This is a genomic window from Methylomonas methanica (assembly GCF_001644035.1).
Classification (GTDB): Bacteria; Pseudomonadota; Gammaproteobacteria; order Methylococcales; family Methylomonadaceae; genus Methylomonas; species Methylomonas methanica_A.
In genome coordinates this window covers 82,863-109,505 of sequence record NZ_LUUG01000060.1, presented here as the reverse complement: position 1 = coordinate 109,505, position 26,643 = coordinate 82,863, and the positions used below count along the sequence as shown (strand labels likewise).

25 protein-coding genes are annotated in these 26,643 nt (G+C 50.8%); 21 read left to right on the top strand and 4 right to left on the bottom strand.

Going from position 1 to position 26,643, the window contains the following annotated elements:
• Positions 1–193 precede the first annotated feature (193 nt).
• The gene (locus A1332_RS09115) at positions 194–802 is read left to right on the top strand and encodes a hypothetical protein (protein ID WP_064008179.1); all 609 of its coding nucleotides are present in this window, start codon (positions 194–196) and stop codon (positions 800–802) included.
• 153 nt (positions 803–955) lie between these two features.
• Here A1332_RS09115 and A1332_RS09110 read toward each other — a convergent pair whose 3' ends face one another.
• The 4 genes from A1332_RS09110 to yfbR all read right to left on the bottom strand — a co-directional run bounded on the left by A1332_RS09110 (position 956) and on the right by yfbR (position 9,674).
• A complete protein-coding gene (locus tag A1332_RS09110) occupies positions 956–3,550 on the bottom strand; it encodes a hypothetical protein (RefSeq protein WP_064008178.1) in 2,595 nt (864 codons plus the stop codon).
• A 2-nt stretch (positions 3,551–3,552) separates the two neighbouring features.
• Complete coding sequence (locus A1332_RS09105; RefSeq protein WP_064008177.1) at positions 3,553–6,369, bottom strand: hypothetical protein; 2,817 nt, start codon at positions 6,367–6,369, stop codon at positions 3,553–3,555.
• A 487-nt stretch (positions 6,370–6,856) separates the two neighbouring features.
• On the bottom strand, positions 6,857–9,055 hold the full coding sequence (locus A1332_RS09100) for an ATP-dependent RecD-like DNA helicase (protein ID WP_064008176.1): 2,199 nt from the start codon (positions 9,053–9,055) through the stop codon (positions 6,857–6,859).
• A 16-nt stretch (positions 9,056–9,071) separates the two neighbouring features.
• A complete protein-coding gene (gene yfbR / locus A1332_RS09095; protein ID WP_064008175.1) occupies positions 9,072–9,674 on the bottom strand; it encodes a 5'-deoxynucleotidase in 603 nt (200 codons plus the stop codon).
• Between the two features lie 219 nt (positions 9,675–9,893).
• Here yfbR and A1332_RS09090 point away from each other — a divergent pair, with 219 nt between their 5' ends.
• The 20 genes from A1332_RS09090 to traN all read left to right on the top strand — a co-directional run bounded on the left by A1332_RS09090 (position 9,894) and on the right by traN (position 26,638).
• Positions 9,894–10,127 (top strand): DUF6794 domain-containing protein, encoded by a 234-nt coding sequence (locus A1332_RS09090; RefSeq protein WP_231890248.1) that lies wholly within the window; start codon positions 9,894–9,896, stop codon positions 10,125–10,127.
• A gap of 24 nt (positions 10,128–10,151) precedes the next feature.
• Complete coding sequence (locus A1332_RS24730; RefSeq protein WP_157203977.1) at positions 10,152–11,033, top strand: DNA/RNA non-specific endonuclease; 882 nt, start codon at positions 10,152–10,154, stop codon at positions 11,031–11,033.
• Positions 11,034–11,178: 145 nt separating this feature from the next.
• Positions 11,179–11,448: a helix-turn-helix domain-containing protein gene (locus A1332_RS09075; protein WP_026600320.1), complete on the top strand. Its 270-nt coding sequence runs from the start codon at positions 11,179–11,181 to the stop codon at positions 11,446–11,448.
• Positions 11,445–11,672, top strand: a complete 228-nt coding sequence (locus A1332_RS09070) for a hypothetical protein (RefSeq protein WP_054758235.1) — start codon at positions 11,445–11,447, stop codon at positions 11,670–11,672. Before A1332_RS09075 ends, A1332_RS09070 begins: the two co-directional genes overlap by 4 nt.
• Before the next feature lie 293 nt (positions 11,673–11,965).
• Entirely contained in the window at positions 11,966–12,520 is a 555-nt protein-coding gene (locus A1332_RS09065; protein ID WP_231890247.1) for a hypothetical protein, read from the top strand.
• Positions 12,521–12,570: 50 nt separating this feature from the next.
• Entirely contained in the window at positions 12,571–12,879 is a 309-nt protein-coding gene (locus tag A1332_RS09060) for an integration host factor subunit beta (RefSeq protein WP_064008171.1), read from the top strand.
• Between the two features lie 202 nt (positions 12,880–13,081).
• Positions 13,082–13,363 carry a type IV conjugative transfer system protein TraL gene (gene traL / locus A1332_RS09055; RefSeq protein WP_064008170.1) on the top strand — a complete coding sequence of 94 codons (282 nt, stop codon included), beginning with the start codon at positions 13,082–13,084 and terminating at the stop codon, positions 13,361–13,363.
• Entirely contained in the window at positions 13,360–13,971 is a 612-nt protein-coding gene (locus A1332_RS09050; RefSeq protein WP_064008169.1) for a TraE/TraK family type IV conjugative transfer system protein, read from the top strand. The genes traL and A1332_RS09050 overlap by 4 nt, the downstream gene beginning before the upstream one ends.
• Positions 13,968–14,942 (top strand): TraK domain-containing protein, encoded by a 975-nt coding sequence (locus A1332_RS09045; protein ID WP_064008168.1) that lies wholly within the window; start codon positions 13,968–13,970, stop codon positions 14,940–14,942. Before A1332_RS09050 ends, A1332_RS09045 begins: the two co-directional genes overlap by 4 nt.
• The gene (locus A1332_RS09040) at positions 14,942–16,321 is read left to right on the top strand and encodes a TraB/VirB10 family protein (protein ID WP_064008167.1); all 1,380 of its coding nucleotides are present in this window, start codon (positions 14,942–14,944) and stop codon (positions 16,319–16,321) included. Before A1332_RS09045 ends, A1332_RS09040 begins: the two co-directional genes overlap by 1 nt.
• Before the next feature lie 27 nt (positions 16,322–16,348).
• Positions 16,349–17,173, top strand: coding sequence for a DsbC family protein (locus A1332_RS09035; protein ID WP_064008166.1), 825 nt, complete (start codon positions 16,349–16,351; stop codon positions 17,171–17,173).
• Positions 17,170–17,682 (top strand): TraV family lipoprotein, encoded by a 513-nt coding sequence (locus A1332_RS09030; RefSeq protein WP_064008165.1) that lies wholly within the window; start codon positions 17,170–17,172, stop codon positions 17,680–17,682. The genes A1332_RS09035 and A1332_RS09030 overlap by 4 nt, the downstream gene beginning before the upstream one ends.
• Before the next feature lie 132 nt (positions 17,683–17,814).
• Positions 17,815–18,114, top strand: coding sequence for a TraA family conjugative transfer protein (gene traA, locus A1332_RS09025; protein WP_036275516.1), 300 nt, complete (start codon positions 17,815–17,817; stop codon positions 18,112–18,114).
• Positions 18,115–18,125: 11 nt separating this feature from the next.
• Positions 18,126–18,380: an RRXRR domain-containing protein gene (locus tag A1332_RS09020; protein WP_064008164.1), complete on the top strand. Its 255-nt coding sequence runs from the start codon at positions 18,126–18,128 to the stop codon at positions 18,378–18,380.
• A complete protein-coding gene (gene traC / locus A1332_RS09015) occupies positions 18,377–20,791 on the top strand; it encodes a type IV secretion system protein TraC (protein ID WP_064008163.1) in 2,415 nt (804 codons plus the stop codon). Before A1332_RS09020 ends, traC begins: the two co-directional genes overlap by 4 nt.
• Entirely contained in the window at positions 20,781–21,098 is a 318-nt protein-coding gene (locus tag A1332_RS09010; RefSeq protein WP_064008162.1) for a hypothetical protein, read from the top strand. The genes traC and A1332_RS09010 overlap by 11 nt, the downstream gene beginning before the upstream one ends.
• Positions 21,099–21,102: 4 nt before the next feature.
• Complete coding sequence (gene lepB / locus A1332_RS09005; RefSeq protein ID WP_064008185.1) at positions 21,103–21,642, top strand: signal peptidase I; 540 nt, start codon at positions 21,103–21,105, stop codon at positions 21,640–21,642.
• A gap of 106 nt (positions 21,643–21,748) precedes the next feature.
• Positions 21,749–22,828 carry a TrbC family F-type conjugative pilus assembly protein gene (locus tag A1332_RS09000; RefSeq protein ID WP_231890246.1) on the top strand — a complete coding sequence of 360 codons (1,080 nt, stop codon included), beginning with the start codon at positions 21,749–21,751 and terminating at the stop codon, positions 22,826–22,828.
• Positions 22,825–23,856, top strand: coding sequence for a TraU family protein (locus A1332_RS08995; RefSeq protein ID WP_064008161.1), 1,032 nt, complete (start codon positions 22,825–22,827; stop codon positions 23,854–23,856). The genes A1332_RS09000 and A1332_RS08995 overlap by 4 nt, the downstream gene beginning before the upstream one ends.
• A gap of 4 nt (positions 23,857–23,860) precedes the next feature.
• Positions 23,861–26,638, top strand: coding sequence for a conjugal transfer mating pair stabilization protein TraN (traN, locus tag A1332_RS08990; protein WP_064008160.1), 2,778 nt, complete (start codon positions 23,861–23,863; stop codon positions 26,636–26,638).
• The last annotated feature ends 5 nt before the right edge of the window (positions 26,639–26,643 follow it).

The following is a 26,643-nucleotide window of genomic DNA, read 5'->3' as shown; positions in this document are numbered from 1 at the left end:
ATAGCTATCCATAGCGACCCAAACAGGCCTTTTACAGTGATTCTTTATATCGGCTGGTTAATGCCCGGAACCCGACGGTCATTACAATAAAAATAAACTGTATGAATCTTTAGCTTTTCAGAGTTATTCAAAAAATTCAATAATGAAAAGAAATTTAAACTAAAACTAATTTAAACATCACCAGGAGTAAGCAATGAGTGCTAATGCTGACATCATTCTAGCTGATCATTATCAAAAAACTTTTGAACTCACACTTGTTACATGGGAAAAACGCAATCAAACATTCTTGTTGTTGCTGGCTGTGGTTGGCATAGCGACTCTGTTGACATTCAACGTAGCTCAAGCACAACCTCTTCTTGTCGATTTGATAGCCGATGCACTAGATATTGAGGACACCCGCAGGACCGAACTTAGAGGGAGCTTTCCATATGGCTTAGTTCAGAGCATTTTGTTGATGGTTGTGTTCTATCTCACGGTAATTCTTTACCACAGAACCGCAACCATTCAACGCTTCTATGTATATCTTGCCAACATAGAGACTGAGATACGTCAACACATTGCACTCCCGTTAGGAAGTAAGAGTTTTACGCGGGAAAGCGATTTTTATGTGGCTAACAGACCCACATTAGGCAGATTTGTCGCTGCATCTTACATTGGAATGCTTGGTTTACTTCTTCTAGCATTCCTAGGCATGCGAGTTTATTCTGATTTTTCCAATGGAAACCTTGGAACAGGGATCGCTGATGTCTTCCTATCTATTCCTACAATAGTTTTTTTTTACGCATATGCCAGGATTTCCTGATCTTTACCAAGGAGTCATGTATTGATGACCAGTCTCTATGCACTTCGAATGGCATCGAAGGCAAACGACCGGCAAAGGACGACTTTATCCTTTGCTCTGGTCTACGCGGGGTGAGTATTTCAAATGCTTACAAGTCAATTCAGCCAAAAAATGTCAAAATTTCGTTTCGTTCGGTACCTCCTTGTTTTTGCTAATGTGTGCTCGGATAAATTGGTCCACACCAAATTGGCGTAGTTCATCCACCCAGCGGGCGGCCTCCAAGGGCCCAATGCCATGATTATTCTGTGCGGCCTCTAGGAGAAGTTGTAATTCATTCGGCAAGCTGGTCGGGAAAATACCGGGGTCATCAGTGTTCACACAGACCTGCATGGCACCACGCCTTAAACCAAATCGGTTACATTGGTTTTTCGGTTTTAGCCATTCGTCTCGCGGTGGGTGCCAGCGGAAAACAGGGTGTTGGTGATAATCTTCGATGCGACCGATATAAACATTACTGGATGGATTGACCTCGATAATCAACCCCCGCTGTGCATACTCATCCAGCAACCGATCCTGTACCGCCTCCATGAAATCCAGTTCGATTTCCGACAGCCAATCGTCCAATGGGGTTTCGTAACTTGGCAAGCCATTTCCTTGTTTTATTAAGACTACTTGACCATGTTGGTCGGCTTCGTGTGTTGGTCGGTTACGCAATCTGTGATATTCGTCATATAGTTGGTGGGCCAATCCCCGCACGGTTACATCAGAAGAATAGACGTCAGGCACCCAATATTCCAACCCACTATACCGAGCTGCATTTACTCGGTATTCACGCCATTTGATCGGGCAGTTACGGCGCAAGAACCAAGCGCGGTACAACGCGTCTGGCGTAAGTTGATCGCCGTGGTTCGGATAAACCATCGGTGCGTAAATTCGAATGCGCGCTTCCAAACGTAAGGCCACAGCCTCGGCACCAGGCCAAAGACCAGTCAATATCAACGCTTGAGCCCAAGCCCAAACCAGGTTGTCGAGATGTTCCTCAACGGTGAGCAGTACCTCGGGTTGTCTGTTTATCCAATCAACCGGGCGAATGCCAAGAGCCAGCGCGTGGCCCAGCCTATCGTGTTGTCCCATCTCGCAGAATTTCACTGTTTCGTCCAGATGGCGCATACCGCCGAGAAGATGGTTGTAATCCTCTCCCGCATGAATACTTAGATGCAGTCGATGCATGGGCGGCCGGGGCGCCTGCACCGCAGAGCGTAGCGGACCATGCCGTAGAGATCGGATTGCTGGTGCAAACACCTCGATAGGAGTTGCAAGTTCGTCGCCAGCCACATCCAAGCCCCTAATCAGTGTCGTCAAATCAACCACTACTCCGTCAATCCTTGTTCGTGCAGCCGATGTACTACGCAAAAAGCGCTCGATCTTTTGGGCTTCGAGCAGGGTTTTCCGGCGCTGCGCCTCGTATCTCAGTGTATTAGCATTATCCTTGCTGGCACCGCGCACGAAGTGAATGCAGATATGCATTCGTTCCAGGCAAACTTGTAGAGCGTCTGGCCGCTCATTTCGATCTGGTTGGTAAAGCAATTGGGTAGACTGCTTTGCGAAATTGGTAGCCGCTTCCTTATCAGCAATCCAGTCGGTGACTTTCAATTCAGCCAGGTGCCGCGGGTGTCCGAGCAATTGTCGCAAGCCGTCTTTCTCTCGGTGTTTACCGCTGGGAGCCATGCGTAGCGGGCTATTAAAGTACCTGACAAAACGCGTCAACCCCACCCCATCATGGATCATGTCGCGGCGGAACAAGTGTGCCAGATTAAAGAAAGCCAGGACAGCATCCCTTTCGGCGAGACTGGAAGCGTCTCGAAACAGTCCACATAAGGCTGTAAGCCAATATAGCCAGGCACGTTGGGCATCACCTTCGTCATAACAAGCAATGGCAGAATACGCCAGCCCGCCAAACCTTCCGGTAGGTCGGCGATGCAAATCAAGCCATGCCCTAGGCTGCACTGACGGTCGATCAGGTTGACCCAATGTCCATGCAAGGCTTAAAGACTTTTTCCAAAGCCCATGATTGCTGTCTCCGTCAATACAGAGTCGATTCAAGATTTGGTAAAACAAGGTCTGATAAGTCGCAATCCACTGTTTTACACGAGCTCGATCCAAACGATCATGATCGCGCGAGGGCAGATCGGTTTTGTTCGGCAAAACCCAGCGGCTGATGGCCATATGGAACAGACTGAGGGAGGTTTCCGCCGAACCGCCAAGATGTACATGCAGATCGGCCCACGCGGCATTGCCTGCCGGGGTTGGCAAAAAATTTGGTGCTGTTGCACCGACTACTCTGCGCATATCGTCAAGCGTCAAGCGCGAATCCCCGTTCTTGCGCATCAAGCCGGATAGCCTCCAGGCGACTGGCAGCGCAGGGTGCATATGAGCGCATAGTCTGGCGTAATAAAGCCGCCGGTCTTCGCGTGCGGTCACATGATCGCCGTCAAAGCGGAAATACTCGTCAAACACCACGTCCAACCAATCCAGCCCATCTTTATCATCACCGTTATCTTGCTCGACCCGGCGTGCCGCCAGTTGGGCGTCATTAAGCCTGAAGTGACGAGGGTAGTTGGCCTCAATGGCCCGAGGCGTATAGGTGTGTAAGCTGGCTTTTCCTGAATAATCACTGGGGGAAAGCAATCGCCGCATCAACATGTCCAACAACTCTACATCGGCCAGCTGCAATGTGCGTGCGAGCAGGCTGAGCGGCGCCGGAATCATAATTAAATACCTTCTTCCAGAAGCTTAACGATTTTTTCATCTACGCCGGCATCAATCAGCAGTTTACTAAATATTTCACTGTCGTTTAATGCGGTGTCATTTAATGTGGCATCATCCGTTTTGAGCAGTTTTTCTCGGACGAGATGGAGCAAGCGATCAAGTGGCTTGGAGTAGTTAAAAAAATCCCCACTTTTAATGATCGCACCGAGTTTGGCATTAGCAATCGATTCAATTACGTCCTGATTGGTTTTTGAAAGATGTTTTTCGAACGTATTATAAAAATCTATCAGCAATTTTTTGACTGATTCTATAGCCTTATCATCTTGTGCCTTAAGTAGCTTCTCATAAGTTTGTTTGGTCAGAAAAGGTCTTGGTAGCAAACTTCTAATCGCCTCGTAGTTTGTTATTTTGACTGCGTTCTCGTCGCGATTTGTGACACATTCTGCTTCGTCATTTTCAATGCAATCATCAACTGTCAAGTTACGTATGAACTTATAGACTGGATGTTTCCCTAAGTAACTGGTAAATGAACTAGGGCTTGCTGCATTTTTTTTCTTTATAAAAGGGCTGATATTGTGGCTATAAGTCTGATTATTGCGTATTTTGCTGCTCCTTGCGTCGCCTGAGACATCAAAAAAATTCTGGTGAACAACGCTGTCCAAATCGTCCTTGAAAAAGAGTTTGCTTTTTTCAAAGCTACCTAGAGCTCCCCAATAAGTATAAGCCGCGCGTATTGCAATTTCTTTTAATAAGTTGTCGTCTCTTAGAGATGGTCGTATCCTCTTTTTGTTTTGAGAAACGTAGCCTGCCTTCTTATATAAGTTTGCCTGATTAAAATATTTCGACTGCAAAGCGTTTAACAATGAAATATCTGCAAAAACTGGCTCAACACCATTATCCTCGCGTTTGATCTCATGCCTGAACTGGTTGATATCATATGCAATTTTTTTCAGGTCCTCAGAGTTAAGTAACAAATGCTTTTCACTTATTTCAATTTCATTTTCAATCTGTTCTTCCTCTTCTTCCTCAATATCGAAAGTTTTTGTCGCACTGGTACTCATGATTGAGTAATAAGGCGGTTTGGTCAGAAGCTCTCTTAGCCATGTGTCATCAATATCCCTTATCAAACTGGTAGTGATAAGCTCGAAGAATCGGCCAAAAAACACTAATGGGGCGGTTTGATAACTCGTGTAATAGTCACTATGAGAAAACAAATAGAATAAAAAAAGCCAATAATCTTCTTTTTTGTGCTTATTTACGCAGTCATCTACATAACGCTGGGTGAACTTGAGTTTTGCATCAATCGGCTCGATCGCTGGTAATGCAGTCAGGAGTCTGGCAGTCTCGTTCCGCAAACCAGGAGGCAATCGATCTGCTTGTTTAATAAAGGGACTTGCATCTTTGATATAGTTATCATAATTTTCATTCAGGCGTTGATGGATAACTGCATCATCGAGTTTCAGCTGCCGAGCTGGGTTCAGATAGGTTAGCTCATTCAAGGCTGTGCTATCGGTGGCATGATTTAGTTTTTTCAATGCCTCACTGAGTTCACGTAAGTTGAGTTGTTGGGAATACTGGAAATAACTGGACAGTATCGTATAGAGAGCATAGACGTGCGGCGATTCCTTGGTTGGTTTCTGTAAATTCAACCACCAGCGAGTAATATCATCCTTTAAATATGCAGTCCCCGTTTTTTCATACTTCAATGGGGGGAAGTCATTGTTTAACAATTTTTCCAGAACCGGTTTCAAAGCATTAAGCAGTTGTATCAATTCCCTTGCTGTTCGTGGCGCATAGCTAACGGCACTATTCTCTTCACCATTGACCCGTCCATTGAGCGCCGTCAACAGCAATTGGTGAATGCCATACAAATTGCCTAGAGATTGATCACCATTTTGTACTTTCGTGGATTCCCCAGTGGATTTTTGGCAATAATTCTCGATAGTCGGCACAGTAATACGTTGCTGCGCTGGAAACACTTTGCGCAGGTATTCATTTGTAAGTTCTTCGGTTTTTTTGATTTGTCGCTCTTTGCTCGTGGAGCTTTGTCCATGAACTAACTGCTCACAAAATTTATTTTCTACCAATTCTTGGTAAAGTCGCAAATCACCACTGACAATTGGCAACACATACGGGGAACAAAGGTATTTCCTTACCACTTCTAATACCTTAAAACCATGGCAAAGCGACATATCTACATCGTCTATCGACAGCACAATCAGTCGTTTGCCAGTGAACTCCAAAACTTCACGGAAATACTCGTGGGCATTCTGGGCTATATCCAGACTTCCCTGGTAAGACAACAGCCGGTCTAGGCCAACCCGGTCCTTATCCTTAGAGGATTGCTGGCTTTCCAGTGCTGTTGCGAGGTCTTCCAAGTGACGGTAGTAAACGTCGCACCGGTCGGTTTTGCTGGTTTCAAGTCTTCTTTTGACGCTAGGGCTTTTATTAATCTGACCAACTACGATATTTAGAAAATCTTCATGATTACTTAACAACGTGGGGTCAACGGGATCTAGAAATAGCACATCTTCAGTTATACTTTTGAATTCTGGCTCACGTTCAATAAAGCCCTGAAGGTTGACCAATACCCAGGTTTTGCCGGTACCCCGCTCACCATCAAGTAGGATGGCATCATGGCTACGGGAGTGGTTGATATTATCCTTTTCGCCTTTTTTTAAATAGTCTTTCGTGCGTGCAAGTTGTGTTTTGATAACTTGAGATAGCCGTTCATACACTCTGCGGTGAAACAGATGCTTGTTATCTTGCCGCAGGGCGTTGTCGCCAAGGCTCAAGTCGATAATAAGTTCTTCGTTCATAAAGGGGCTCGGTTTTGGTAATTGTTTAGTAGTTTAGCGTTTTGACTTATAAACAAGAATTTTTCCAGGTGAAAAACTTAGAAAGGCATCCTGATAATTATTTCTGAACGACTGATTTACAATGCTAACCTGTCGCTTAACGGAAGTTGATGACGGTCTCTTCATGGCCGAGGCTGTGTAAAAACGTAAAAATCCAAAAGCCGGTGGAAAAATCAGCCGAATAAACTCATCATTTTACAGCTGAGTGGAGAAATTGATTTCATATGCAGTCTAAAAACCTAGCCAAGTGGAGCTAATTTTTATTTTTGTAATTTATTTGTGCGTTTTTACACAGCCTCGGCCGTTGTGACTCGGCCATAATGTCGATTTGCTTACCGAATACCTGCCATTCGGCTGATTCACCGAATACATGAACTCTTGAAATTGGATAGTATGGCTGACATTCCAGTAATTGACTTCATTCAAAAGAGTTTTAGCTAATAGACTGTCACGGATTTTTGTTCAGTCTAGCCGCCAGATCAGTGATTCTGCGTTGTGATTGTTGGTTTTTCACAGCCATGGCTAACGCTTTGGGCTGGGCAATCACCACAACCAATTGCTTGCCACGCGTGACGCCGGTATACAGCAGATTGCGTTCCAGCAGCATAAAATGCTGCATGGCCAACGGAATCACCACCACCGGATATTCCGAGCCTTGGGATTTGTGCACACTGGTGGCATAAGCCAACGTAATTTCGTCCAGATCACTGAATTCGTAGTCGACCTCCCGATCGTCGAATAAGATCTTGACATGGCTTTCCTCAAGATCGATGGCTTTGATCACGCCAATGTCGCCATTGAAGACTTCCTTATCGTAGTTGTTGATCCGCTGAATGACCTTATCACCCGGCGCATAGGTATTACCGAAACGGGTAATCTTCGGTTCGCTGTGTCCGTTTAAGCGTGCTTGCAATTCGACGTTCAGCGATCGCGCTCCCAGGCCGCCACGATTCATGGGCGTCAGAATTTGCACGTCGTTAACCGGATGAAAGTGGAAGCGCTGCGGAATCCGTTCGAGGACGACTTGCATCAATTTAGCGAAAATCTCCTCGGGTGTTTCGGCGTAGAGGCAATAAAAATCGCTAAGAGCTTCAGTCTTATCAACTACCGGCATCTGCCCGTGGTTAATCCGGTGAGCATTCGTGATGATTTTGGAAGTACTGGCCTGGCGGAAAATCTCGGTCAGACGCACGGTGGCAATTTGACCAGAATCAATGATGTCGGCCAGCACAGATCCGGGTCCGACCGAGGGTAATTGATCAACATCACCGACGATCAAGACCGCAGCCTCCGTCGGTATGGCCTTTAACAGCTGATTCATCAACACCACGTCCATCATCGACGACTCATCAATCACCAAGCAATCGAGGTCCAGCGGGTATTCGTCGTTATGCTTGAACGCGAACTGCGTCGGATCGAACTCCAGAAGACGATGAACGGTTTTTGCTTCCATGCCGGTCGATTCGGTCAGGCGTTTTGCCGCTCGTCCCGTCGGCGCGCACAAACCGATCCGCACCCTTTTGGCTTTGAGAATCTTAAGCAGACTGTTGACCAGGGTGGTTTTGCCGACACCGGGGCCGCCAGTGATCACCGAGACTTTATGCTGGAGTACCAATCGTACGGCGGTAGCTTGCGACTGCGACAAGGTCATGCCAGTTTGCTCTTCCACCCAGGGAATGGCTTTATCCACGTCAATCACACCCCATGGCGCATCACCTTGATTTAATCTATTCAGGTTGGCTGCACAACCTATTTCAGCGCGGTGTAAAGGCGTCAGAAAAATGAATTCGTCACTGCCATCCATTTCGGCGATCAAATTGCCTTCGGTTAATTCCGCCGCGATAGCTTGGTCGATAATCGGCAGCGGAATTTCCAGTAGTTTCGCCGCCATTTCACACAGATTGATCCGAATCGCAGCGCAGTGGCCTTCGCCGGACCATTCCTGCAAGACATGCCGGACACCCGCTTGCGCTCGCAGCAGGGATTGCGGGCCGATGCCCAGCTTCTGCGCCAGAGTATCGGCGGTTTTAAAGCCGATACCGTGAATGTCCAGTGCCAGGCGATAAGGATTTTCGCGCACTTTCTCGATGGCCTGATCACCGTAGGTTTTGTAAATTCGCACCGATCGCGAAGTGCCGACACCGTGCGATTGTAGAAAGACCATGATCTCCCTAATCACTTTCTGTTCAGCCCAAGCACTGGTCACACGCTCCTGGCGTTTCTTACCAATCCCCGGTAATTCCAACAGACGCTCGGGTGTTTGCTCAATCACATCGAACACCAGCTCACCGAAGGCTTTGACCAGCTTTTTGGCAAAATGGGGGCCAATGCCTTTGACCATGCCGGAACCCAGGTATTTTTCGATGCCGTCCAACGTGGTCGGCGGCACAATTTTTAACGAGATGGTTTTGAATTGCTGGCCATGTTGGCGATCATTGACCCAGCAACCCAGGCATTCGATGTATTCACCGGCCGTGACACTGGCGGCCGAACCAATCACGGTAATCAGTTCCCGATAACCTTTGACCTTGACCCGTAACACGCAAAATCCCGAGGCCTCGCTATGGAACGTCACGCGTTCGATAGAGCCGTGCAGTATTTCAACTGGGTTGTCGGCAGAATGTGACGGGCTGGGTTGGAAATCCATACTCAATAAGCTATCTCTAGCGTTTTTTCATCAAGTCATCGAGCGTCAGTCCGCAGTTGGGCGCGAAGGACAGCATAAAAAATCTGACCTCTGGCTGATCCATTGCTTCAATATACCGTTCGAGTTGTTTGGCAGCTATTTCAAATTCAGCATTGCCGGCTTTCAATTCGGCCTGGCATTTCAGGTAGGCGGATATCTTGTCAGCTGCTTTGATGATTTTCTGATGGGCTTCAGACATTTGCTGGTGATCGATCAAAACCCGGAAATCGGGTTGTAATGCTTCAGGCAGTAGATTCAATAACTCTTGTTCCGCTTGCTGCTCGATTTGCTTGTAGGCACCGAGAATTGCTGACGAATGGTATTTGATGGGTGTGGGCATATCACCGGTAATGACTTCAGTGATGTCATGGTAAAGGGCTGCGGTTGCAACGGCATTGGCATCAACTTGACCTTCAAAATAGCGGTTTTTGATGAGCGCCAAGGTATGGGCAATGACAGCAACTTCCCAGCTGTGCTCCATGACATTTTCTTCATGGGCGTTGCGTTTTAGTCCCCAGCGTTTAATCCATCTCAAGCGGGAAAGGTAAGCATAAAAATTCGAACTAATCGATGGTGACATGAGGTTTAGAAATCCTAGGTTTGTTCAAAGCAGATTAAAACACTGCAGCGCAATAGCCTTAATCTTACTGCCGCTGAATCGTTATCCCCAAATTCTGTGGATAACATTGTTTAAAATATAGGGTTAGTTCATCTAACCCGCTGTTTTACTAAAAGGCTTATCAAATTGGGCAATAATTGGTCATCAATACACCGTGACGTTTTACATTCACCAGTTACTGTGGCGGAAGCTGTCGCTCGGTTGTTACTGGTTCTGGAAGAGAAGGACCAACTGACAATAGCGGCAATGGAACCGAACAACCTGATAGACCTGCATTTCGGGCTTGGACTGGCGATTCGAAATGCCTACGACCTTCATAATCCGGATAATCCGTTACTACTTGAATGTGCCACGTCCCATCCTGATGACGCTGCACTTTTCATCATCCATGCTCTGTGGCAACGTCTACAGTAAACAACCACTTTACGGATCAACAGATTGTCTGCGTTACGCCTTACCTTTGGATTTTTTATCGTTCTATGCTGGAGCGGTGCGCATGCTCACCCCGGTAAGGTTAATACCGAAGGTTGCCATACCCATCGAAAGACGAGTGAATACCACTGCCATGAAGATCGCATCAAGGCAAAAGTGGAACCGGTCGTGCCACCCAGTGAAACAGCGCAGCCAACTGCTCAAGTGCAAGCCAGTATGGAGTCGAAAGAGCTTCTTAAGCTTGATTACGAAGGATTCACCCTTTGGATTGATTGCAAAGAACGAGCCGCTATCCGATTTCGCTATACCGCCCAGCGAGACAATGGCAATGTAAAGCGCTACGATCATTTCGAGTTGGGGCCAGGTGCACCAGCAGCGTGCCAACAGTTCAGTAGCCAGGCCTACGGCAATGGCTATGACCGTGGTCACCAAGTGCCCGCAAATCATCTTGATGAATCGGTCAATGCGATCCATCAATCGAACTATATGGCGAACATCTTGCCTCAAACCTCGCAGATGAATCGAGGTGCCTGGTTGCTTACGGAGGAAATCATCGAGTGTTACCGAGATATTGATGATCTCTTAGTCCTAGGCGGCATAATCTGGGGTCAGGATACCAGCAACGATATTTTTGCTTCCAGTCATGGCGTACGCACCCCCGACTACTTTTACAAAGTGATCGTAAGGGGCACTGGCGCCGATGAACGGGCAATTGCCTGGGTAGTGCCGAATTCCACTGAGGCCACGAAACGCAATCTGGATCACTTTCTGGTATCGATTGACGAACTGGAAAAACTTACTGGGGACCAATTTCCAGTTGCGGATTATGCAAAACATGACAAGCCAGCCACCAGCTGGTTAATTCCATACGGCTGTAACAAAAGTTAATCCTGGCATCGAGTGACCAGCTAGGCTACTAGTCATGAGCACCCAGTGAATTGCCATTGATAAGCAACCCTTGCCATAAGTTTTCCTTCGCTTTATCATTATAAAAATTCATCGAGATCGATTAATTATTCACTCAATATGGCATATGATCACCTGTCGACTGTCAACGATCCTTGGATCCAAACGCCTTAAAGTCGCCGATGTTTGTCACGCAACAGGCATTGCGCGGGCGACGGTAGATCGCTATTACTACGATCAGGTAAAAAGCTTTGATCGCGAGGTGCTTGCCAAGTTGTGTCGCTATTTGCAGGTAAAGCCGGGTGATCTACTGGTATTGGTCGACCAACAAGATCTATTTGAATCGTGGGAACAGCCCATTCAGCCCAGCGAACCGAAAATCAAGGGAGGCGTATGATTGAGCGCGAGGTGAAGGTTTTGCTTGATGCCAATGCGGTGAAGCAAGTCCAAGTTCATTATGCCGTGATGGCACAAGGTTACATGGTGGTCATCAACGGACAACCATTGGAAACGACCAAACGTGAAACCAAGGAATTTAAAACCTTGGACGCGGCAGCCAAACAATTATTCAAACTGGGGATTGCGGATTTTTCAGTCAAGCTAAAAACCTGTACTGGCTGAATAAACCGACATACCAATTTTTTGCTTCAAGGAATTCGAAGTGGGCGTAATCAGAAACTGCATTTTTGGCAAACAATGCGATAAAAAATGGGCCGAGTTGACTCAAACGGACAATCAGGACGTTCGCTATTGTTCAGCCTGTGAACAGAATGTTTACTTGTGCCAGGACGAATACACTTTAGCCGAGGCGATCCAAGCGAATCGTTGTGTTGCCGTTGATATTGATGAAAACGTGCGGCTTTTAGGTGAGCCATTGCCTCTCCCTTATTCCTAGGCTCAAGCCTCTCTGCCTCATGAACATAAACGAAATGGGATATTTGAAATTATGCGTGGGTGAACGCTTTGATCATGACATGCCCGCCGAAGGCATGAGCATAATCCTAGCGAATGGCACGCCTTTGCTGACGTTTAATTTTTCGGCGTCCTCTCGAGAAATCCAAGCCTTTCTGAATGGGAATTCTTCGTTTGCGTTATTCGCAAAAGCCGAACTCATTTTGTTTTTATTCAAAATCGAGGGTTTTCTGGATTGGTCAGATTTGGCGTTTACCATTCATCTAGCCGGTGATGAGACGATTGATGAGGGTGATGCTTATTTGCCCATTAATCTGGTCTTGGTGGATCCCGACACCAAAATTGTCAAAGGTCTGCGCATAGTGACCGTTTCTCCGGATTTTAGGTTAAATCTGGCTGAGTTGATCCGGAAACAAGTCTCAGAGCCGTTTGATACCATGGCGTATTATCGTGCCATTGGCAGTCTTTACGAAACATACCCCGCGGCAAGCGATTTACTTAAACAAGCCGTGATTATTGAACAAGGTGGCAAGACACTACCCGCAAGCCATGGCTAGCGACATTCATGGACACAACGACTCATTTATAACCCCGACCCGGTAAGAGAATGACGAAATCCCAACTCATCGAAAACATCAGCCTTAGATTGCCTCATCTACTGCAACGTGACGTTGAAATGGCCATTAACATCACCATCGATGCGATGACCCACCATTTGGCCCAAGGTGAACGCATTGAGATTCGTGGATTTGGTGGATTCTCGGTTATTCAGCGAGCCGCGCGGATAGGGCGTAACCCTAAGACAGGCGAACAAGTGAGTTTGCCCATTCGGCATTCCACTCACTTCAAACCAGGACTGGATTTACGTGAGCGTGTTGAACAGTCGAGAACCGCGATTCCCATCACGGATGATTAGACATAACACCTTCTGTGATATCTAAAAGCAATCATGGTGATTTGCAGTTAAAGGCATATTACCCAGTGACTTAGATTGCTTTCGCCCCGTTTTTTTAAAAAAAAATCTTCACTCGTACAATAAAAGTCGTATTTGACTTTTATTGTACGCAACTCGCCCTTAATCCTCCTCACAATAATGACCATCCCAACCGGAGGTCATTATGGAACCCGTTGCCATCCCCCAATCGATCGACGATCCGATCCACATTTTATTGTGGAGTGCGGACGAGATCGTACCCTTCATGGTGAGCATGCTGACCGGCATGTTGATCGATCAGTTCATTCCTGGCTTAGCGCTCGGGTTGATTGCAGTCAAATTTTACCGGCGTTTCCGCGATAATCGGCCTGACGGCTACACATTGCATGCGCTGTATTGGCTTGGTTTGTTGCCCAGTGGCGCGCAGACCATCCCTAATCCCTACATCCGCCAGTTCCTGCCATGAGATGGTCGGATTTTCTGCAAACCTGGGATGGGCACGAGACCGAGAATCGGTTTAGCCGCGTCATCATTATTGCCTTGTTGGTGATTTGCGTGATCACCTCTCTGGCCGCCTGGCGCACCGAGCGCAGCATCATTTTGGTGCCGCCGAGCTTGACGCAGGAAGTTGAAGTCACCCGCAGCCAAGCGTCCAGCGAGTTCAAAGAGTCCTGGGGCTTGTTCCTGGCCGAATTGCTCGGCAACACCACGCCGGCGAATGCCGATTTTCTGAAAATCGCAGTCGAGCCTTTATTGGCGCCGGATATTTACCGCAGTGTCCTGGATGCCATGAGCGATCAAATTAAGGCCATCAAAATGGATCGGGTCGCGATCAGTTTTACGCCGCGTCACGTCGATTACGAAGTCGAGACCAACAAGGTTTTTGTCAGCGGCGAACTGAAAAGCCAAGGCCCCAGTTCCAAACCGGACGTGAAGCTCCGTACCTACGAATTCATCATCGCCATCAAAAATTATCGGCCCCGGCTGGAATACATCGACGTGTATCCAGATTCCCCCAGAACCCTGGCCCGTTTGAAAGCCACCCAAGGCCAACCCCAAGAGGCTAAACCATGAAACCAATTTTGTATTCCTGGCTGTTACTCACCATGGCCGGTCCGGCGTGGGCCAACGATGAATTACCGGTGACCGTATTACCGCCGGTCACCACCGTGGCTGAAGAGTCATCATCTCCATCACAGCCCGTTGCCTCGTCGCAGCCAGACTTAGGCATCGAATTACCCCCGGTCGATGCCAGTGTCTTGAGAGCCGCCAAACAACAAGCGGCAGCGCCAAACTCAGTTTCAGCCACTTCCATCGGCCCCCAACACATCGCGGTCAAACCCGGCATCAACGAACTGATGCCGATTGCGGTCGGTCACTTGAATCGTCTGGTCACGCCGTTCGAGCATCCGGTAGTCACGACCACCAGCCAGGCCACCACCAGTACCAAAGGCAAAATTGTTTACGTAGCCACCGCCGACGAAACACCGGTGACGTTATACATTACCCCTGGCGACAACCAGGACATTGCCTTGTCGCTCACCCTGATTCCCAAACGCATTCCTGCGCGGGAAATCCACCTTGATCTGGATAAAGACAGCTACCAACTACTGAACCAATGGCAACGCTCGGATGCCGGTAATCGAAATTCTGGCCAACAGGAACAAGCCTACATCAGCCAGCTAAAAACCTTGTTCCGGGATTTGGGTTTGCAAAAGACCCCAGCCGGTTATTCACTCCGCGAACCGAAGCTGCAGGAGCAAATTCGCTGCCTGCAAGACCGTGTGCAGATTAAAACCGGCCAAGTTCTGGAAGGCCAGGATCGATTGATTTTGGTGGGACTAGCCAAAAATACCGGCGGCGACATGCTCGAGTTCGACGAACGCAGTTGCGCAACCACCCAACAGGACGTGCTGGCCATTTCAGTTTGGCCCAACGTGGTGTTGAAGCCGCAGGAAGCCACCGAGTTGTATGTCGTGGTCCGACAAGCCCCTGAGGCGTCGATCAATTTGCGGCCTTCGTTATTGGGCGGAGGTCAACCCTAATGGCCAGCGTCGATACCTGGTGGACACGCTTGAGTCCGGCTGCCAAACGTAATTTAGCTGTCGGCAGCATTGGTACCGTGCTGTTGGCCGTCATCATCGCGTTAGCCACTGTCACCCCGGACGTCAGTAAACCGTTGAGCAAACAGGCGACCATCCAACATATATTGACCGATAGCGATCCACGCTCGCTGGGAATCGACGGCATCTCGGCGCAATTGCGCGATCTTCTGCAGAAAAATGACGAGCAAGCCCGCCGGCTGGCAGCGATCGAAGAACAGCAACGCCGTGAGCAGCAATCCGACGAAATTCGCTTCAAACAATGGACCACTGCTGAGCGTGAAGCCTATGAAGCCAAACTGCAAGCCGTCACCGGTGAAGTCGAGTCGCTGAAAAACAAAGCGTCCACACCGTCAACGACCGGCATCCCAGGCGAGGTCACTCAATCCACCCTAGAACCATCTGCACTCGGAAGACCGTCAAACCGCCGCCCAAACAACCCTCCATTCGACAACGGCCAGGACGATCTCAACCGCGTCTTCGAGCAAGCTGCTGTGCCCGGACCGACATCTGGCAATGCCGGTGTCTCGGGAGGTCGCGCCAATAGCCAAGCGCCGGCGGCGATGCAGATTCGCGTCATCCAGGAAGGCGCTGACCAAGCCAATGGTAAAGACAAAGACACGGCAGCGACCAACGCTCACGGCCAGTCTCAGCCTGGACATGCCAACAGCGACGTCTTTATCCCGGCCGGCAGCATTCTGACCGGCGTATTGCTGAATGGCCTCGATGCGCCCACCGGCCGCAAAGCCAAGAAAGAACCGATGCCGGTACTGTTCCGGATCAAGAAGGAAGCCATTCTGCCCAACCGTTTCCATGCCGATGTTCGCGAGTGCTTTTTGCTGGCCGCAGGATTCGGTGACTTGAGTGCCGAACGCGCGTATTTTCGCGGTGAGACCTTTTCCTGCGTTCGCCAGGACGGTGGCGTCATCGAAGTGCCGATGAATGCCTATGCCACTGGCGAAGATGGCAAAAACGGGGTGCGTGGCCGGGTGGTCTCCAAACAGGGTGCGTTACTCGCCCAGTCCATGATGGCCGGTTTTCTGCGCGGCTTTTCCGATGCCTTCGGTCGTAACCAGATTCCGGTGCTGATGACCGGCGGCATAGGCGCGTTATCCGGTACCACACCGTTCCAAAGCGCCTTTTCCTCGCAATCGATGGAAGGTGGTGCCTTGAAAGGTGCCGGTTACGCCATGGAACGGCTGTCGCATTTTTACATGGACATGGCCGAGGAGATTTACCCGGTCATCGAAGTCGATGCCACCCGCCAGGTCAACTTCATCGTGCAAAAAGGCACGGCATTGAAGTTGAAAACCCCAAGCTGATTCCTTAATCCCAACCCAAAGGTCGTTATGACATTCCGCCACATACCTTTATTACTGGCCGCGCTATTCGGCACATCGACTGTCCTAGCCGCCAATCCGCCAAAACCACCGGTGTCTGACATTGCCGCAGGTCTTTTATCAATCAAGATCGATGGCATGCAGGATTTGCCGATCTCGGGCCTCAAGATGGTCAAGTCCGGCGAGCAGACGGTGTTTATTTCCAGCAACGGTCGCTTTGCATTCTACGGCGGCAAATTGATGGACATCTGGACTCAACAGGAGATCAAGGAACTGGCGGACATCGACAAAATCGCAAACCGTATCGACCTGTCACGAATGAAACTCAAGGCTGACGATCTGGGTGCGGTAACGGTCGGCCATGGCAAAGCCCAAGTCCTAGTGTTCATCGATCCGCGCTGCCCTTACTGCGGCAAGGTCATGAAAGACCTGCAAGCCTTGCAGGACCAGTACACCATCAAGCTGGTGATGGTCCCCATTCTCGGTCCCGAATCGCAAAACATTGTCGTGCAACTGGCCTGTCAATGGGGCTCAAGCGAACCCAAAGTCAAAGACTCCGTCCGCGAACGCTTGTTAAAACAGGATTACGCGGGCCTGCCCAATGAAGCGCCTCAGTCATGTAACAAAGAGTCACTGCAAAAAGCTATCGTCACTGCCAAGTTATTCGATTTGAAGGGTGTGCCATTTCTGATTGCTCCTGATGGCCGCACTCACAGTGGCGCACCCGAGGTGTTAGCTGATTGGTTGGCCGATAAACCGAAACCGTCGCCCAGTCTGGCAACAACGCCCGATACAAACGCACAAAACACAAACGCCACGGAGAAAAAGCCATGAAACGCTTTCATCAGTTTTCTATTTATAGCCTCAGTGTACTGCTGATCGCCATCACCACCGGCTGCGCCACCGACTACGGCTGTAAAGGCATGCCGGACGAACCCAGCTGTCTGTCGACGACACAGGCTTACCAGGTGACCAATACGGCGATAACCGAAGCGCCTCCGGAAAATAACCCCAGCACGGAGACAACCTCAACACCGGCACTCGTGCCGCCGTTACAGCAACCCGTACCCAAGATCGAAGATCCAACGCCGATTCGTACCCCATCGCAGGTCATGCGCATTTGGGTCGCGCCTTGGGAAGATGCAGACGGCGATTTGATGGTGTCCAACTATGTCTACACCGAACTGGAACCCAGGCGTTGGATGATCGGCAAGGCGGCTTCGACAGCCAGTTCTTCGTTGATCCCGCTGCAAGTCGAACAACGTCCACCGGAGAGACGCGCCAATGTCGATACCGGGGACGACGAGCGTCCAGTCAATGGATTGAGCAAATCATTGCCTTGATGGGGCAACCCATTTAACCGCAGGTCCCACACACCCTGCGAGACTGAGCGGGCAACCGCTTAAAAACCTGCCGGACTAACCGTCCGAGATTCGACGGGCAACCGTCCTTTAACTTGAATGAGGATATTTTTGATGAAAACGTCATATCGAAGCGGGGTCTTGATGGCCCTGGCATCGTTATTGTTTATGTTGATGGCCAATGATGCCATGGCCGGTACCGCTGGTACCGAGTTCAGCACCGTCTGGAGCTTGCTGACCGGCTGGGTGGAAGGCTTGCTCGGCCGCATTATCGCTATCGTGTTTGTCATCGTTGGCTTAGTCGCCGGTGTCGTGCGCGGTAGCATCATGGGCTTTGTATTGGGCATTGCCAGTGGTGTCGGCCTGTTTGCGGCACCGACCATTATCACCAACATCGTGACTGCCACGATTTAGGCCTCACCACGATGACCGGTTCAACAATTGATACCGAGACTGCGGCGGGTAACCGCCGCCTTGCTTCATTGGCACACGATAAGCGGACCGTCAGGGTTCAAGACGTCAACGGCCAGCCAATCAACCCCTGCCATCCGGCCAGAGCCAGGCAGTTGAAACGCAACCACCGCGTATCGCTGGTTTGCCGGCATCCTTTTACGATTCGTCTCGATCCGGAATGTCCAGTCGAAGTGCTGCTGATTTCAGAAGAGGATTTCCTGTTATGACCACCGCACAACGCCCCCGTGCCGACCAACTGTTCCCGGTACTGGCTTATGAGTACGACCATCATCTGTTCTTGATGGCCGATAGCAGCCTTGGCTTTGGCTTTTTGTGCCGGCCGATGACCGGTGCCGATGCCAGCGTTTCTGCGCGAGTCAACGTATTACTGAACCAGGACTGGCCGCCCGAAACGCTATTACAAGTTTCACTGTGGACCTCGCCGGATATCGAAGAGTCACTGGCCGTGATGCAAACCCGGCGATTGAAACAGCAAAAACCGACCTATAAAACCATGACCCAGGCTAGTATCGAGTTCTTGCGGCAAGGCACCACCAAACCGCCTGAAGCGATTTCCGGAGCACGCCTCCGGCGCAGTCATATTCTGGTCACGGTCAAATTGCCGATGGCCTATCCAAGACCCAGTGAACAAGACATCCGTCGTGCCAGTGAATTGCAACTCGCTACCCAGCAATCGCTGTCGACCATCGGCATGTATCCGGAACTATTGGGCGCCGATCAGTATGTGCGTATTCTGAACACGATTCTCAACTGGCAACCCGATGCCGGCTGGAAAGATCGGGTGGTACCCGAATGCGATCCGACCCAACTGATCCGCGATCAATTGCTGGATTACGATAACGCGCTCGAGCTCGATGAAAAAGGCCTGTGGCTCGGGAGTAAGCGCGTCAAGACCTTGTCCGCCAAACGCACCCCCGATCATTTTTACTTCGGCAGCGCCAAAAGCTATCTGGGCGACATTTTGTCCGGTACTCGCGGCATTCGCCAGAATGCTTTGCTCAGTCTGACCCTGCATTACCCGGATGCCGAATCAACCCGCACCCGTCAGGAAGGTGTACGGCAATTCATCACCAACCAGGTTAATACGCCAATTGCCCGGTTTTTGCCGGTGCTGGTCCAACGCAAACACCATTTCGACGTGTTGTTCGATGCCTACCGGGACGGCGACCGGCCAATCAGGGCCTATTTCGGGGTGTTACTGTTTTGCGACGAACAGGAAGAAGCCGCAGCCGTGTCCAATGCGCGGGTGTATTTCCGGGAGCTGGGTTTTCAGCTGTTGGAAGACAAGTATTTCTGCCTGCCGTTTTTCCTGAACTGTTTGCCCTTTGGTCCCGAGCGTTCGGCGATTGCCGACCTGAAACGCTACCGCACCCTGGCCACCCGGCATGCGATTCCGTTGTTACCGTTATTCGGTGACTGGGCAGGCACTGGCACGCCGACTTTGAATTTCGTTTCCCGTAACGGCGAACACATGGCCGTATCGCTGTTCGATACCACCGGTAACTACAACCTGTGCATTGCCGCCGAATCCGGCAAAGGCAAATCCTTTCTGACCAACGAGATCATTGTCAGCTACCTGACCGAAGGCGCGCAAATCTGGGCGATCGATGTGGGCCGTTCCTATGAAAACCTTTGCGAAGTGTTGGAAGGCGATTTCGTCAAATTCACTCACGGTTCGAACATCTGCATGAACCCGTTCGAGATCGTGCAAAACTTCGAGGAAGAAGCCGACATGTTAGCGGGATTGGTCAGTCAGATGGCGGCACCGACCGAGAAACTCACCGATTTTCAAACCGCCGGTCTCAAGCGGATATTGAAGCAACTGTGGACTGAAAAAGCCCAATCCATGTCGGTGGACGACATTGCAAAATGTCTGTGTGCCGAAACTGATCAACGCTTGAAGGATGTCGGCGAACAGTTGTTTCCCTTTACCACGAAAGGCGAATACGGTCGCTACTTCAATGGCCGCAACAACGCCAAATTCACCAATGACTTTACCGTGCTGGAACTGGAGGAACTCAAAGGCAGAAAACATCTGCAGCAGGTGGTCTTGCTGCAGCTGATCTACCAAATCCAGCAGGAAATGTATCTCGGTGAACGCAACCGACCGAAGATCGTCATCATCGACGAAGCCTGGGATTTGCTCACCGAAGGCGATGTGGCCAAGTTTATGGAACACGGCTACCGGCGGTTTCGTAAATACGGCGGCGCCGCAGTGACCATCACCCAGTCGGTGAACGACTTATACCGCAATGCCGCTGGGCGAGCGATTGTCGAGAACTCGGCCAATATGTATTTGCTCGGTCAAAAAGCTGAAGTCATCGAAGGTATGAAGCAGGATCGGCGTCTGCCACTATCGGATGGCGGCTATGAATTGCTCAAAACCGTGCATACCTTGCCCGGTGCGTATTCGGAAATCTTTTTCATTACCGAGATGGGTTCCGGCATCGGCCGGCTGATAGTCGATCCTTACAAACGCATTTTGTTTTCCACCAAACCCGAAGACGTCAACGCCTTGAAGCAATTGCGCCGACAAGGCTTGAGTCTGGGTGATGCCATTCAACAACTCATCGACAATCGCAGCAGCAAACCCAGGGAGACTACCTATGGATCCTAAATCGCAATGGCTCAGCACCGTTTTCATTTCAGTCTGTCTGGGCGGCATCGGCGGCTGGCTGGCTGCACAACAACAATTACAACAACCCATCGCTCGATTAAATATGGTCACACCGGTGTTTGTACTTGACCGGGCCAAGCTGATTCAGTCGATACCGCCCAACGCCAACCAGGAACAAATGGCCAAAATCGTCGATGACTGGCAGGGGCAGGCCAAGAAACTCAGTGATGCAGGCTATTTGGTCATTGATTCAACGGCGGTGGTGGCTGCTCCGGAGGATGTCTATGTTCGACAAGCCGGACGCTAACTGTATGAAGAAGCCTCGGTTTCATTCGTCATCGTCACCCCGTGCCAATCGCCAACGATTAGGCCAGTTTCTACTCAAGGCAATACCGATTTTGTTGCTGGTATTGGCCGCCGAACGCTATATCGGCCAACGCTTTATGATCGGCGGCGACGATCAGGTCGACCGCTGTCTGCCGGATAAATGGATTTACCTAATCGATACCCACAACAAAGACATCTGGCGCGGGGATTTGATTGCCTTTCGCGCCGAACGCATGGCGCCCTTTTTCAAGGATGGGCAGATCATCGTCAAAATCGCCGCCGGCGTCACCGGCGACACCATACACGTCGATCCGCAGCACACCACGATCAACGGTGAACGAATCATCGACGGGCTGCCTTTGACGGAGAAACTCAAAAAGCCGGCCAACCGTTTTAAACGCCATGAAACCATTCCACCTGCTGCCTATTGGGTGACCGGGCAAACCGACAAAAGCTTCGATTCGCGTTACTGGGGCTATGTTTACGACCATCAAGTGATTGGACGGGCTTATGCGTTGTTTTGATCGGTCTCAAGGTCCTTGGCGTCAATCGGTGGTCTGTTTGTTCTGTTGGTTCAGTGTGCAAGCGGTTCAGGCGGAGGAAGCCTGGCTAAAACGTTCTCAGACTATTTTGAAATACTTAGAAGGCCAGCCTCGACCTGACTGGGTGAATGGCCAATCTGAACAGTTGGACGTGAAACGCCAGGCGCAACAAGTTTTCGAGGCCTCGCAAGCAATACGGCCGAATGGGCTAATCATGGAATCGCAAAATCCACAGTCGACAATCACTTCAAGCAAGCCTCTTACGCTATTGTTCGTCTCGTTTTCACTGGGTGAGTCTCTGCTGAAAGGCATCTTTGAAGAGGCGGCAGGCCGGGATGATGTGTTGCTGGTGTTTCGCGGTCCCAAGCCCGGCCAAAAACTACCGGCACTGATGGCTGACCTCAAACGCTTGCTGAAAGGTATTGATCCACTGCCCAACATCGTGATTGATCCAACCCGTTTTCAGCGTTGGTCAGTGACGTCAGTGCCGGACATCGTCGTCGAACAAGAAGGTAAAGCCCGGTTACAGATGCGCGGTGTCAGTAGCTTGTCCTGGCTGGACGAGCAGATCAAAGCCGGAAAACAGGGCGATTTAGGCACCTTGGGCGATGTTGGCGAAATTACCGAAATCGACTTGCTTGAAGAGATCAAACGCCGGATGGCCGCCATCGACTGGAAACAAAAGCAGCAACAGGCGATTGCTCGATTTTGGGCACAGCAAAAATTCGAAGAGCTGCCTGTGGCTCGGGAAGATCGTGATCGGACTTTGGATCTAACCATCACCGCCCCGCGTGATCTGACAGCACCCAATGGACAGCTGATCATCCGAGCCGGACAAACCGTCAATCCGTTGGACAAGATGCCGTTTGGCTTATGCCTGAAGGTGTTCGATGCCACGGTGCCAACTCAAGTCGAACTGATTCGGCATCAGTCCTGCCAGGACAAACGATCTAGGGTGATGTATTTGGCCACGCAATTGCCGCGTCAAGACGGGTGGGACAGCTTAAAGGAACTTGAAACCACTTTGAAAGCACCGGTGTATTTACTGACGCCGGATGTCCGCAGCCGATTTCAATTACAGCAGGTTCCGGCGATTGTCGAACAAGTCGGCAACCAGTTAGTGGTTCGTGAACGAAAATTGCCTGTCTCAACAGGAGAACCGTCATGAAGCGATGGACTCTGGCTTGGGCTTTGGGAGCGTTGGTGACGTTGGCTACCCCGATCTATGCCGAAACCACCACGAACGACGTCGACCCGTTGTGCTCGGACGCCGAACTGTGGTCCGGCAAACTGATTACCGATATTTGCTGGAGCTGTCTGTTTCCGATTCGTGCAGCCGGAGCATCGCTGGGTGGCGGCAATGTGCCCAGTATCGCTACCGACGAGAAGTTTTGCTTTTGTACCGACAGCATGAACATTCCGGAACTCGGCATGACCATGGGCTTATGGAATCCTGCTCGGCTGATCGAGATCGTTCGCAATCCCTGGTGTTCCCCGGCGCTGGGCGGGCATAAATTCAGTGCCTCGAATGTACGTCTGATCGCCACCACCGGTAAAGCCGATTTCGATGCCAGCGAAATGTCGTTCTTCAATTATCACTATTTCGCCTTTCCGCTGACCATCCTGCTGGATCTGTTCTGGGACGGCCGTTGTAACAGCGATGGTTATCGGGATTTCGATTTGCTGTATGTCTCGGAACTCGATCCCACCTGGAACAACGACTTGCTGGCGTTTTTTACCAGTCCGGAAACGGCACTGTTCGCCAACCCGGTGGCCATTTCCGCCTGTGTTGCCGATGCCGCAGCGGCAGCCACCGGCAATCCTTTGGATGCCTTGTTCTGGTGTGCCGGCGCCTGGGGGCACATGTATCCCTTATCCGGGATTTCGCCGACCAGTTACGGCACCGATCCACGCATTACCAGTTTATTGGCCACACGTGCCACGGCCTCCTTGCATCGACGCGGGCTAGCCTGGAAAACCTCGGGCAACGATGCCTTATGCGGTGGCTATATCTATCCCTTTATCCCGAAATCGCAATACCGGCTATCGATGTTTTATCCGGTCGCCGAAACCGACTCCAATCACGCCATTGGTGAGACCACCTTCAAGTGGGGTGCGGGACGGACTTATCCGGGGCCGGGTGAGGATCACATATATATCCAATTTCGTTGGCAAGACTGCTGCGTGGGTTTATGAGGCGATGAAACAATTCTTTGATGCCCAAGCATTCGCCATACAAAGCCTGGCTGCCGTGTTGTGCGTAACCATGGCCTGGACACCGTATGGTGTTTCCTGGGCGGATGCGATTCAGGCGACTGGGCGCGATGGCCAGCAACTGGGTCAGCAAGTCATCGGCGGTTTTGCATTCCCGCTCGATACCGGCAACGGTACGCTGACCTTGAATCCGGGGACGGCTCAGGAAAGCGCCATTTCGATTGGCACGCTGTTTCCGGATACAAATAGCGCATCCAACACGACCAGCGATTTTGCTAATCTCTACGGCAACAATCCCGGAACGATCGCAGCCGGGTTGGACGCACAGACAGCCCTGAACGGTGAAACCAGCTTCACAGGTGAAGCCTATCGCACTTTGATCGACAATGCCCACCAGTCGCATCCGGATTTGCATGCCGATCCGATCTGGCAAGCCGGCGATCAGGTGTTTGCCGATTTTACCCCATGGGCACAGTCATTCTCAGACTGCACGACCACAACGACCCAAACCGAAATCCAGCAAACGGTGCGCGTGCCGGATTATCAGCTCTGCCTCAGGCAACCGACGGTACCGCAAAGCTGCACCGCCACCCACCAAGTCAATGTACAGCCCTTGATCCGTTTTGTCAGTGGGGATGGCGGTTTTTCCAGTTGCGGGCCGGGGTGCATGGATTTGTATGTTGGCCGGGTCGGCGACGATTATTGGGAATCGGATTGTGGCTTGTTTACCTGGCAAGTTAAATACGAAGTCTTGCATCCGGAAGCCATCACCAGTGCCACGCTGGAATACGTCAAATACGATGACCACACTCGGGTCTATTACGATAATCAGTTGATCTATACCGGGGCCAGCGGCTGGTTCGGGGATTGCGAGCTTTACACCAGTTGGAACGAATATCCCAACACCAATGTGCTGTATGCCTTCAATAGCAGTGGTATCAAGGTGTTCAAAGAAGAAACCCGCGTATCTGGACGCGGCGAAGGTTATTCGCGGATTCGGCTGCGCTATGACCTGTCAAAACTGATCACCCAGGACGAATGGAGCTGGAGCGGACCGAATTGCCAAAACTTGGCCAACGCGATTACCGATGGCATTTGCCAAGCCGGCAGCCAATTGAGTTGCACGAACGATCCGGCCAATGCGTCGGGTTGTTACGTCGATCCCACCTCGCAAGTCATGGTCTGCGGTTCCGACTTGGCTCAAGCACCGGTGGCCAGTTCGACGGGGATTCGCAATACCTGTATGAGTATCCAGTCTGCTGGGCACTGCGATCTGAATCAATACGGTCAATGTTGGACCGATACCGCCGGCACCCACTGTTTGGAGCCGCCGGCCAATGGTGTACCCAACAAGACCTGTGAATCATTGGAAACCCAGGGCTGTGCCTTTATCAAAAGCCAATGTACCAGTGTGTTAGCCTCCGGCACCTGTTGGGACAGTGTCGATACCTACGACTGCGGGCAAACGGTGGGTATTCCCGGCATTCAAAGCAACACCCAGCAACAATGCGCCGGGCCGATACGCTGCATGGGCGAAGAGTGCATCAGCGTGAATCGCACCCAGAGCCAGGATTTCAGCAAGGCGGTCGCTTTACTCAATAGCGCCCAGCAAATGGCGATGGACTTAAATTGTGACTATGCCAATGCCGATCTGCAGCAAAAGGATCCTACCACTTGCCAAGTATTCCAGGGCAAACCGGCCAGTTGCAAAATGGTTGGCGGCGCCTTGAGTCTGGTCGATTGCTGCGAAACGCCCTCGGGTGCGATGGGGCTAGGACGTTACATTGATTTGCTGATCGCCACTAGTCAAATGGACAGCGCGGTGATGGCCATGGACAGTACCTCGGCCATTCGTGGCGCCTGGGAAACCATGCGCACCCCGTTTACGCTGGCCGGTGATGCCTGGAATAGTTTTCAGGCGGATTTTGCCTCGACGGTGAATGACTTGGTTGGTACCGACATGCTCAGTACCAGTGATATTGCCTCGCAGAGTTTACTCGACTCGCTGAAAGGCGAATTAATGAAGTCGGTAGCGGAATGGATCGGCCAAACCTTTGGCCAAGCCGCCGGTAATGCCTTGTTTAGTGCTGGCGGCCAGGCAGCCTTTGATGCGGCGGGCAATCTGACGCCAGCGGCGCAATCGGGTGGTGTGCAATTAGGCGGCGGCGCGGCAGTGGCAGGGCAACTGCTCAGCACCTTGATGACAGCTTATACGGTAGTGATGATCATTATTATGATTATCCAGATCGTCTATTCCTGTGAGGAGCCGGAGTACGAACTTGCCGCCAAGAAACAACTAAAGGTCTGCACGGATCTGGGCACCTATTGCGAGAGCAAGGTGGCTGGCGTGTGTTGGGTGCGCAAAGAAAGTTACTGCTGCTACAACTCGCCGCTAGCCCGTATCCTCAACGAACAAATCAAACCGCAACTCGGGATGGATTTTGGGACTCCAGAGAACCCAGTATGCACGGGCATCAAAGTCTCGGATTTGGACCGCGTGGACTGGACACAAGTCAATCTGGACGAATGGTTGGCGATTCTGGCTCAGACCGGGCATTTGCCGACCGCTGCCAATGCGGCATCCATGCTGAATCTCGATCAACTCACCGGAACGGGCAGCAGACTCAATCCGCAAAAATACGGTGCAGCCTCAAGTGGTCGGCAGGATACCTTAACCCGCACCCAAGGCCGGATGACCGACCTGGATGTGCCCTCGGTCAAACGGCAATCAGAACTGGAAGGCTGGGGTATGGGGCCACAATGATGCGA

What these genes read in the sequence shown, in the direction of transcription:
- A1332_RS09010 (WP_064008162.1), top strand. Translation starts at nt 20,781, where the DNA reads ATGGATCCTAAATCGCAATGGCTCAGCACCGTTTTCATTTCAGTCTGT.
- A1332_RS09100 (WP_064008176.1), bottom strand. Translation starts at nt 9,055, where the DNA reads ATGGATTTCCAACCCAGCCCGTCACATTCTGCCGACAACCCAGTTGAA.
- traL (WP_064008170.1), top strand. Translation starts at nt 13,082, where the DNA reads ATGGAACCCGTTGCCATCCCCCAATCGATCGACGATCCGATCCACATT.
- A1332_RS09110 (WP_064008178.1), bottom strand. Translation starts at nt 3,550, where the DNA reads ATGATTCCGGCGCCGCTCAGCCTGCTCGCACGCACATTGCAGCTGGCC.
- A1332_RS09035 (WP_064008166.1), top strand. Translation starts at nt 16,349, where the DNA reads ATGACATTCCGCCACATACCTTTATTACTGGCCGCGCTATTCGGCACA.
- A1332_RS09040 (WP_064008167.1), top strand. Translation starts at nt 14,942, where the DNA reads ATGGCCAGCGTCGATACCTGGTGGACACGCTTGAGTCCGGCTGCCAAA.
- A1332_RS09065 (WP_231890247.1), top strand. Translation starts at nt 11,966, where the DNA reads ATGAACATAAACGAAATGGGATATTTGAAATTATGCGTGGGTGAACGC.
- A1332_RS09045 (WP_064008168.1), top strand. Translation starts at nt 13,968, where the DNA reads ATGAAACCAATTTTGTATTCCTGGCTGTTACTCACCATGGCCGGTCCG.
- traN (WP_064008160.1), top strand. Translation starts at nt 23,861, where the DNA reads ATGAAACAATTCTTTGATGCCCAAGCATTCGCCATACAAAGCCTGGCT.
- lepB (WP_064008185.1), top strand. Translation starts at nt 21,103, where the DNA reads ATGAAGAAGCCTCGGTTTCATTCGTCATCGTCACCCCGTGCCAATCGC.
- traA (WP_036275516.1), top strand. Translation starts at nt 17,815, where the DNA reads ATGAAAACGTCATATCGAAGCGGGGTCTTGATGGCCCTGGCATCGTTA.
- A1332_RS09075 (WP_026600320.1), top strand. Translation starts at nt 11,179, where the DNA reads ATGATCACCTGTCGACTGTCAACGATCCTTGGATCCAAACGCCTTAAA.
- A1332_RS09030 (WP_064008165.1), top strand. Translation starts at nt 17,170, where the DNA reads ATGAAACGCTTTCATCAGTTTTCTATTTATAGCCTCAGTGTACTGCTG.
- A1332_RS09115 (WP_064008179.1), top strand. Translation starts at nt 194, where the DNA reads ATGAGTGCTAATGCTGACATCATTCTAGCTGATCATTATCAAAAAACT.
- A1332_RS08995 (WP_064008161.1), top strand. Translation starts at nt 22,825, where the DNA reads ATGAAGCGATGGACTCTGGCTTGGGCTTTGGGAGCGTTGGTGACGTTG.
- A1332_RS09070 (WP_054758235.1), top strand. Translation starts at nt 11,445, where the DNA reads ATGATTGAGCGCGAGGTGAAGGTTTTGCTTGATGCCAATGCGGTGAAG.
- A1332_RS09105 (WP_064008177.1), bottom strand. Translation starts at nt 6,369, where the DNA reads ATGAACGAAGAACTTATTATCGACTTGAGCCTTGGCGACAACGCCCTG.
- A1332_RS09060 (WP_064008171.1), top strand. Translation starts at nt 12,571, where the DNA reads ATGACGAAATCCCAACTCATCGAAAACATCAGCCTTAGATTGCCTCAT.
- A1332_RS09050 (WP_064008169.1), top strand. Translation starts at nt 13,360, where the DNA reads ATGAGATGGTCGGATTTTCTGCAAACCTGGGATGGGCACGAGACCGAG.
- traC (WP_064008163.1), top strand. Translation starts at nt 18,377, where the DNA reads ATGACCACCGCACAACGCCCCCGTGCCGACCAACTGTTCCCGGTACTG.
- yfbR (WP_064008175.1), bottom strand. Translation starts at nt 9,674, where the DNA reads ATGTCACCATCGATTAGTTCGAATTTTTATGCTTACCTTTCCCGCTTG.
- A1332_RS09020 (WP_064008164.1), top strand. Translation starts at nt 18,126, where the DNA reads ATGACCGGTTCAACAATTGATACCGAGACTGCGGCGGGTAACCGCCGC.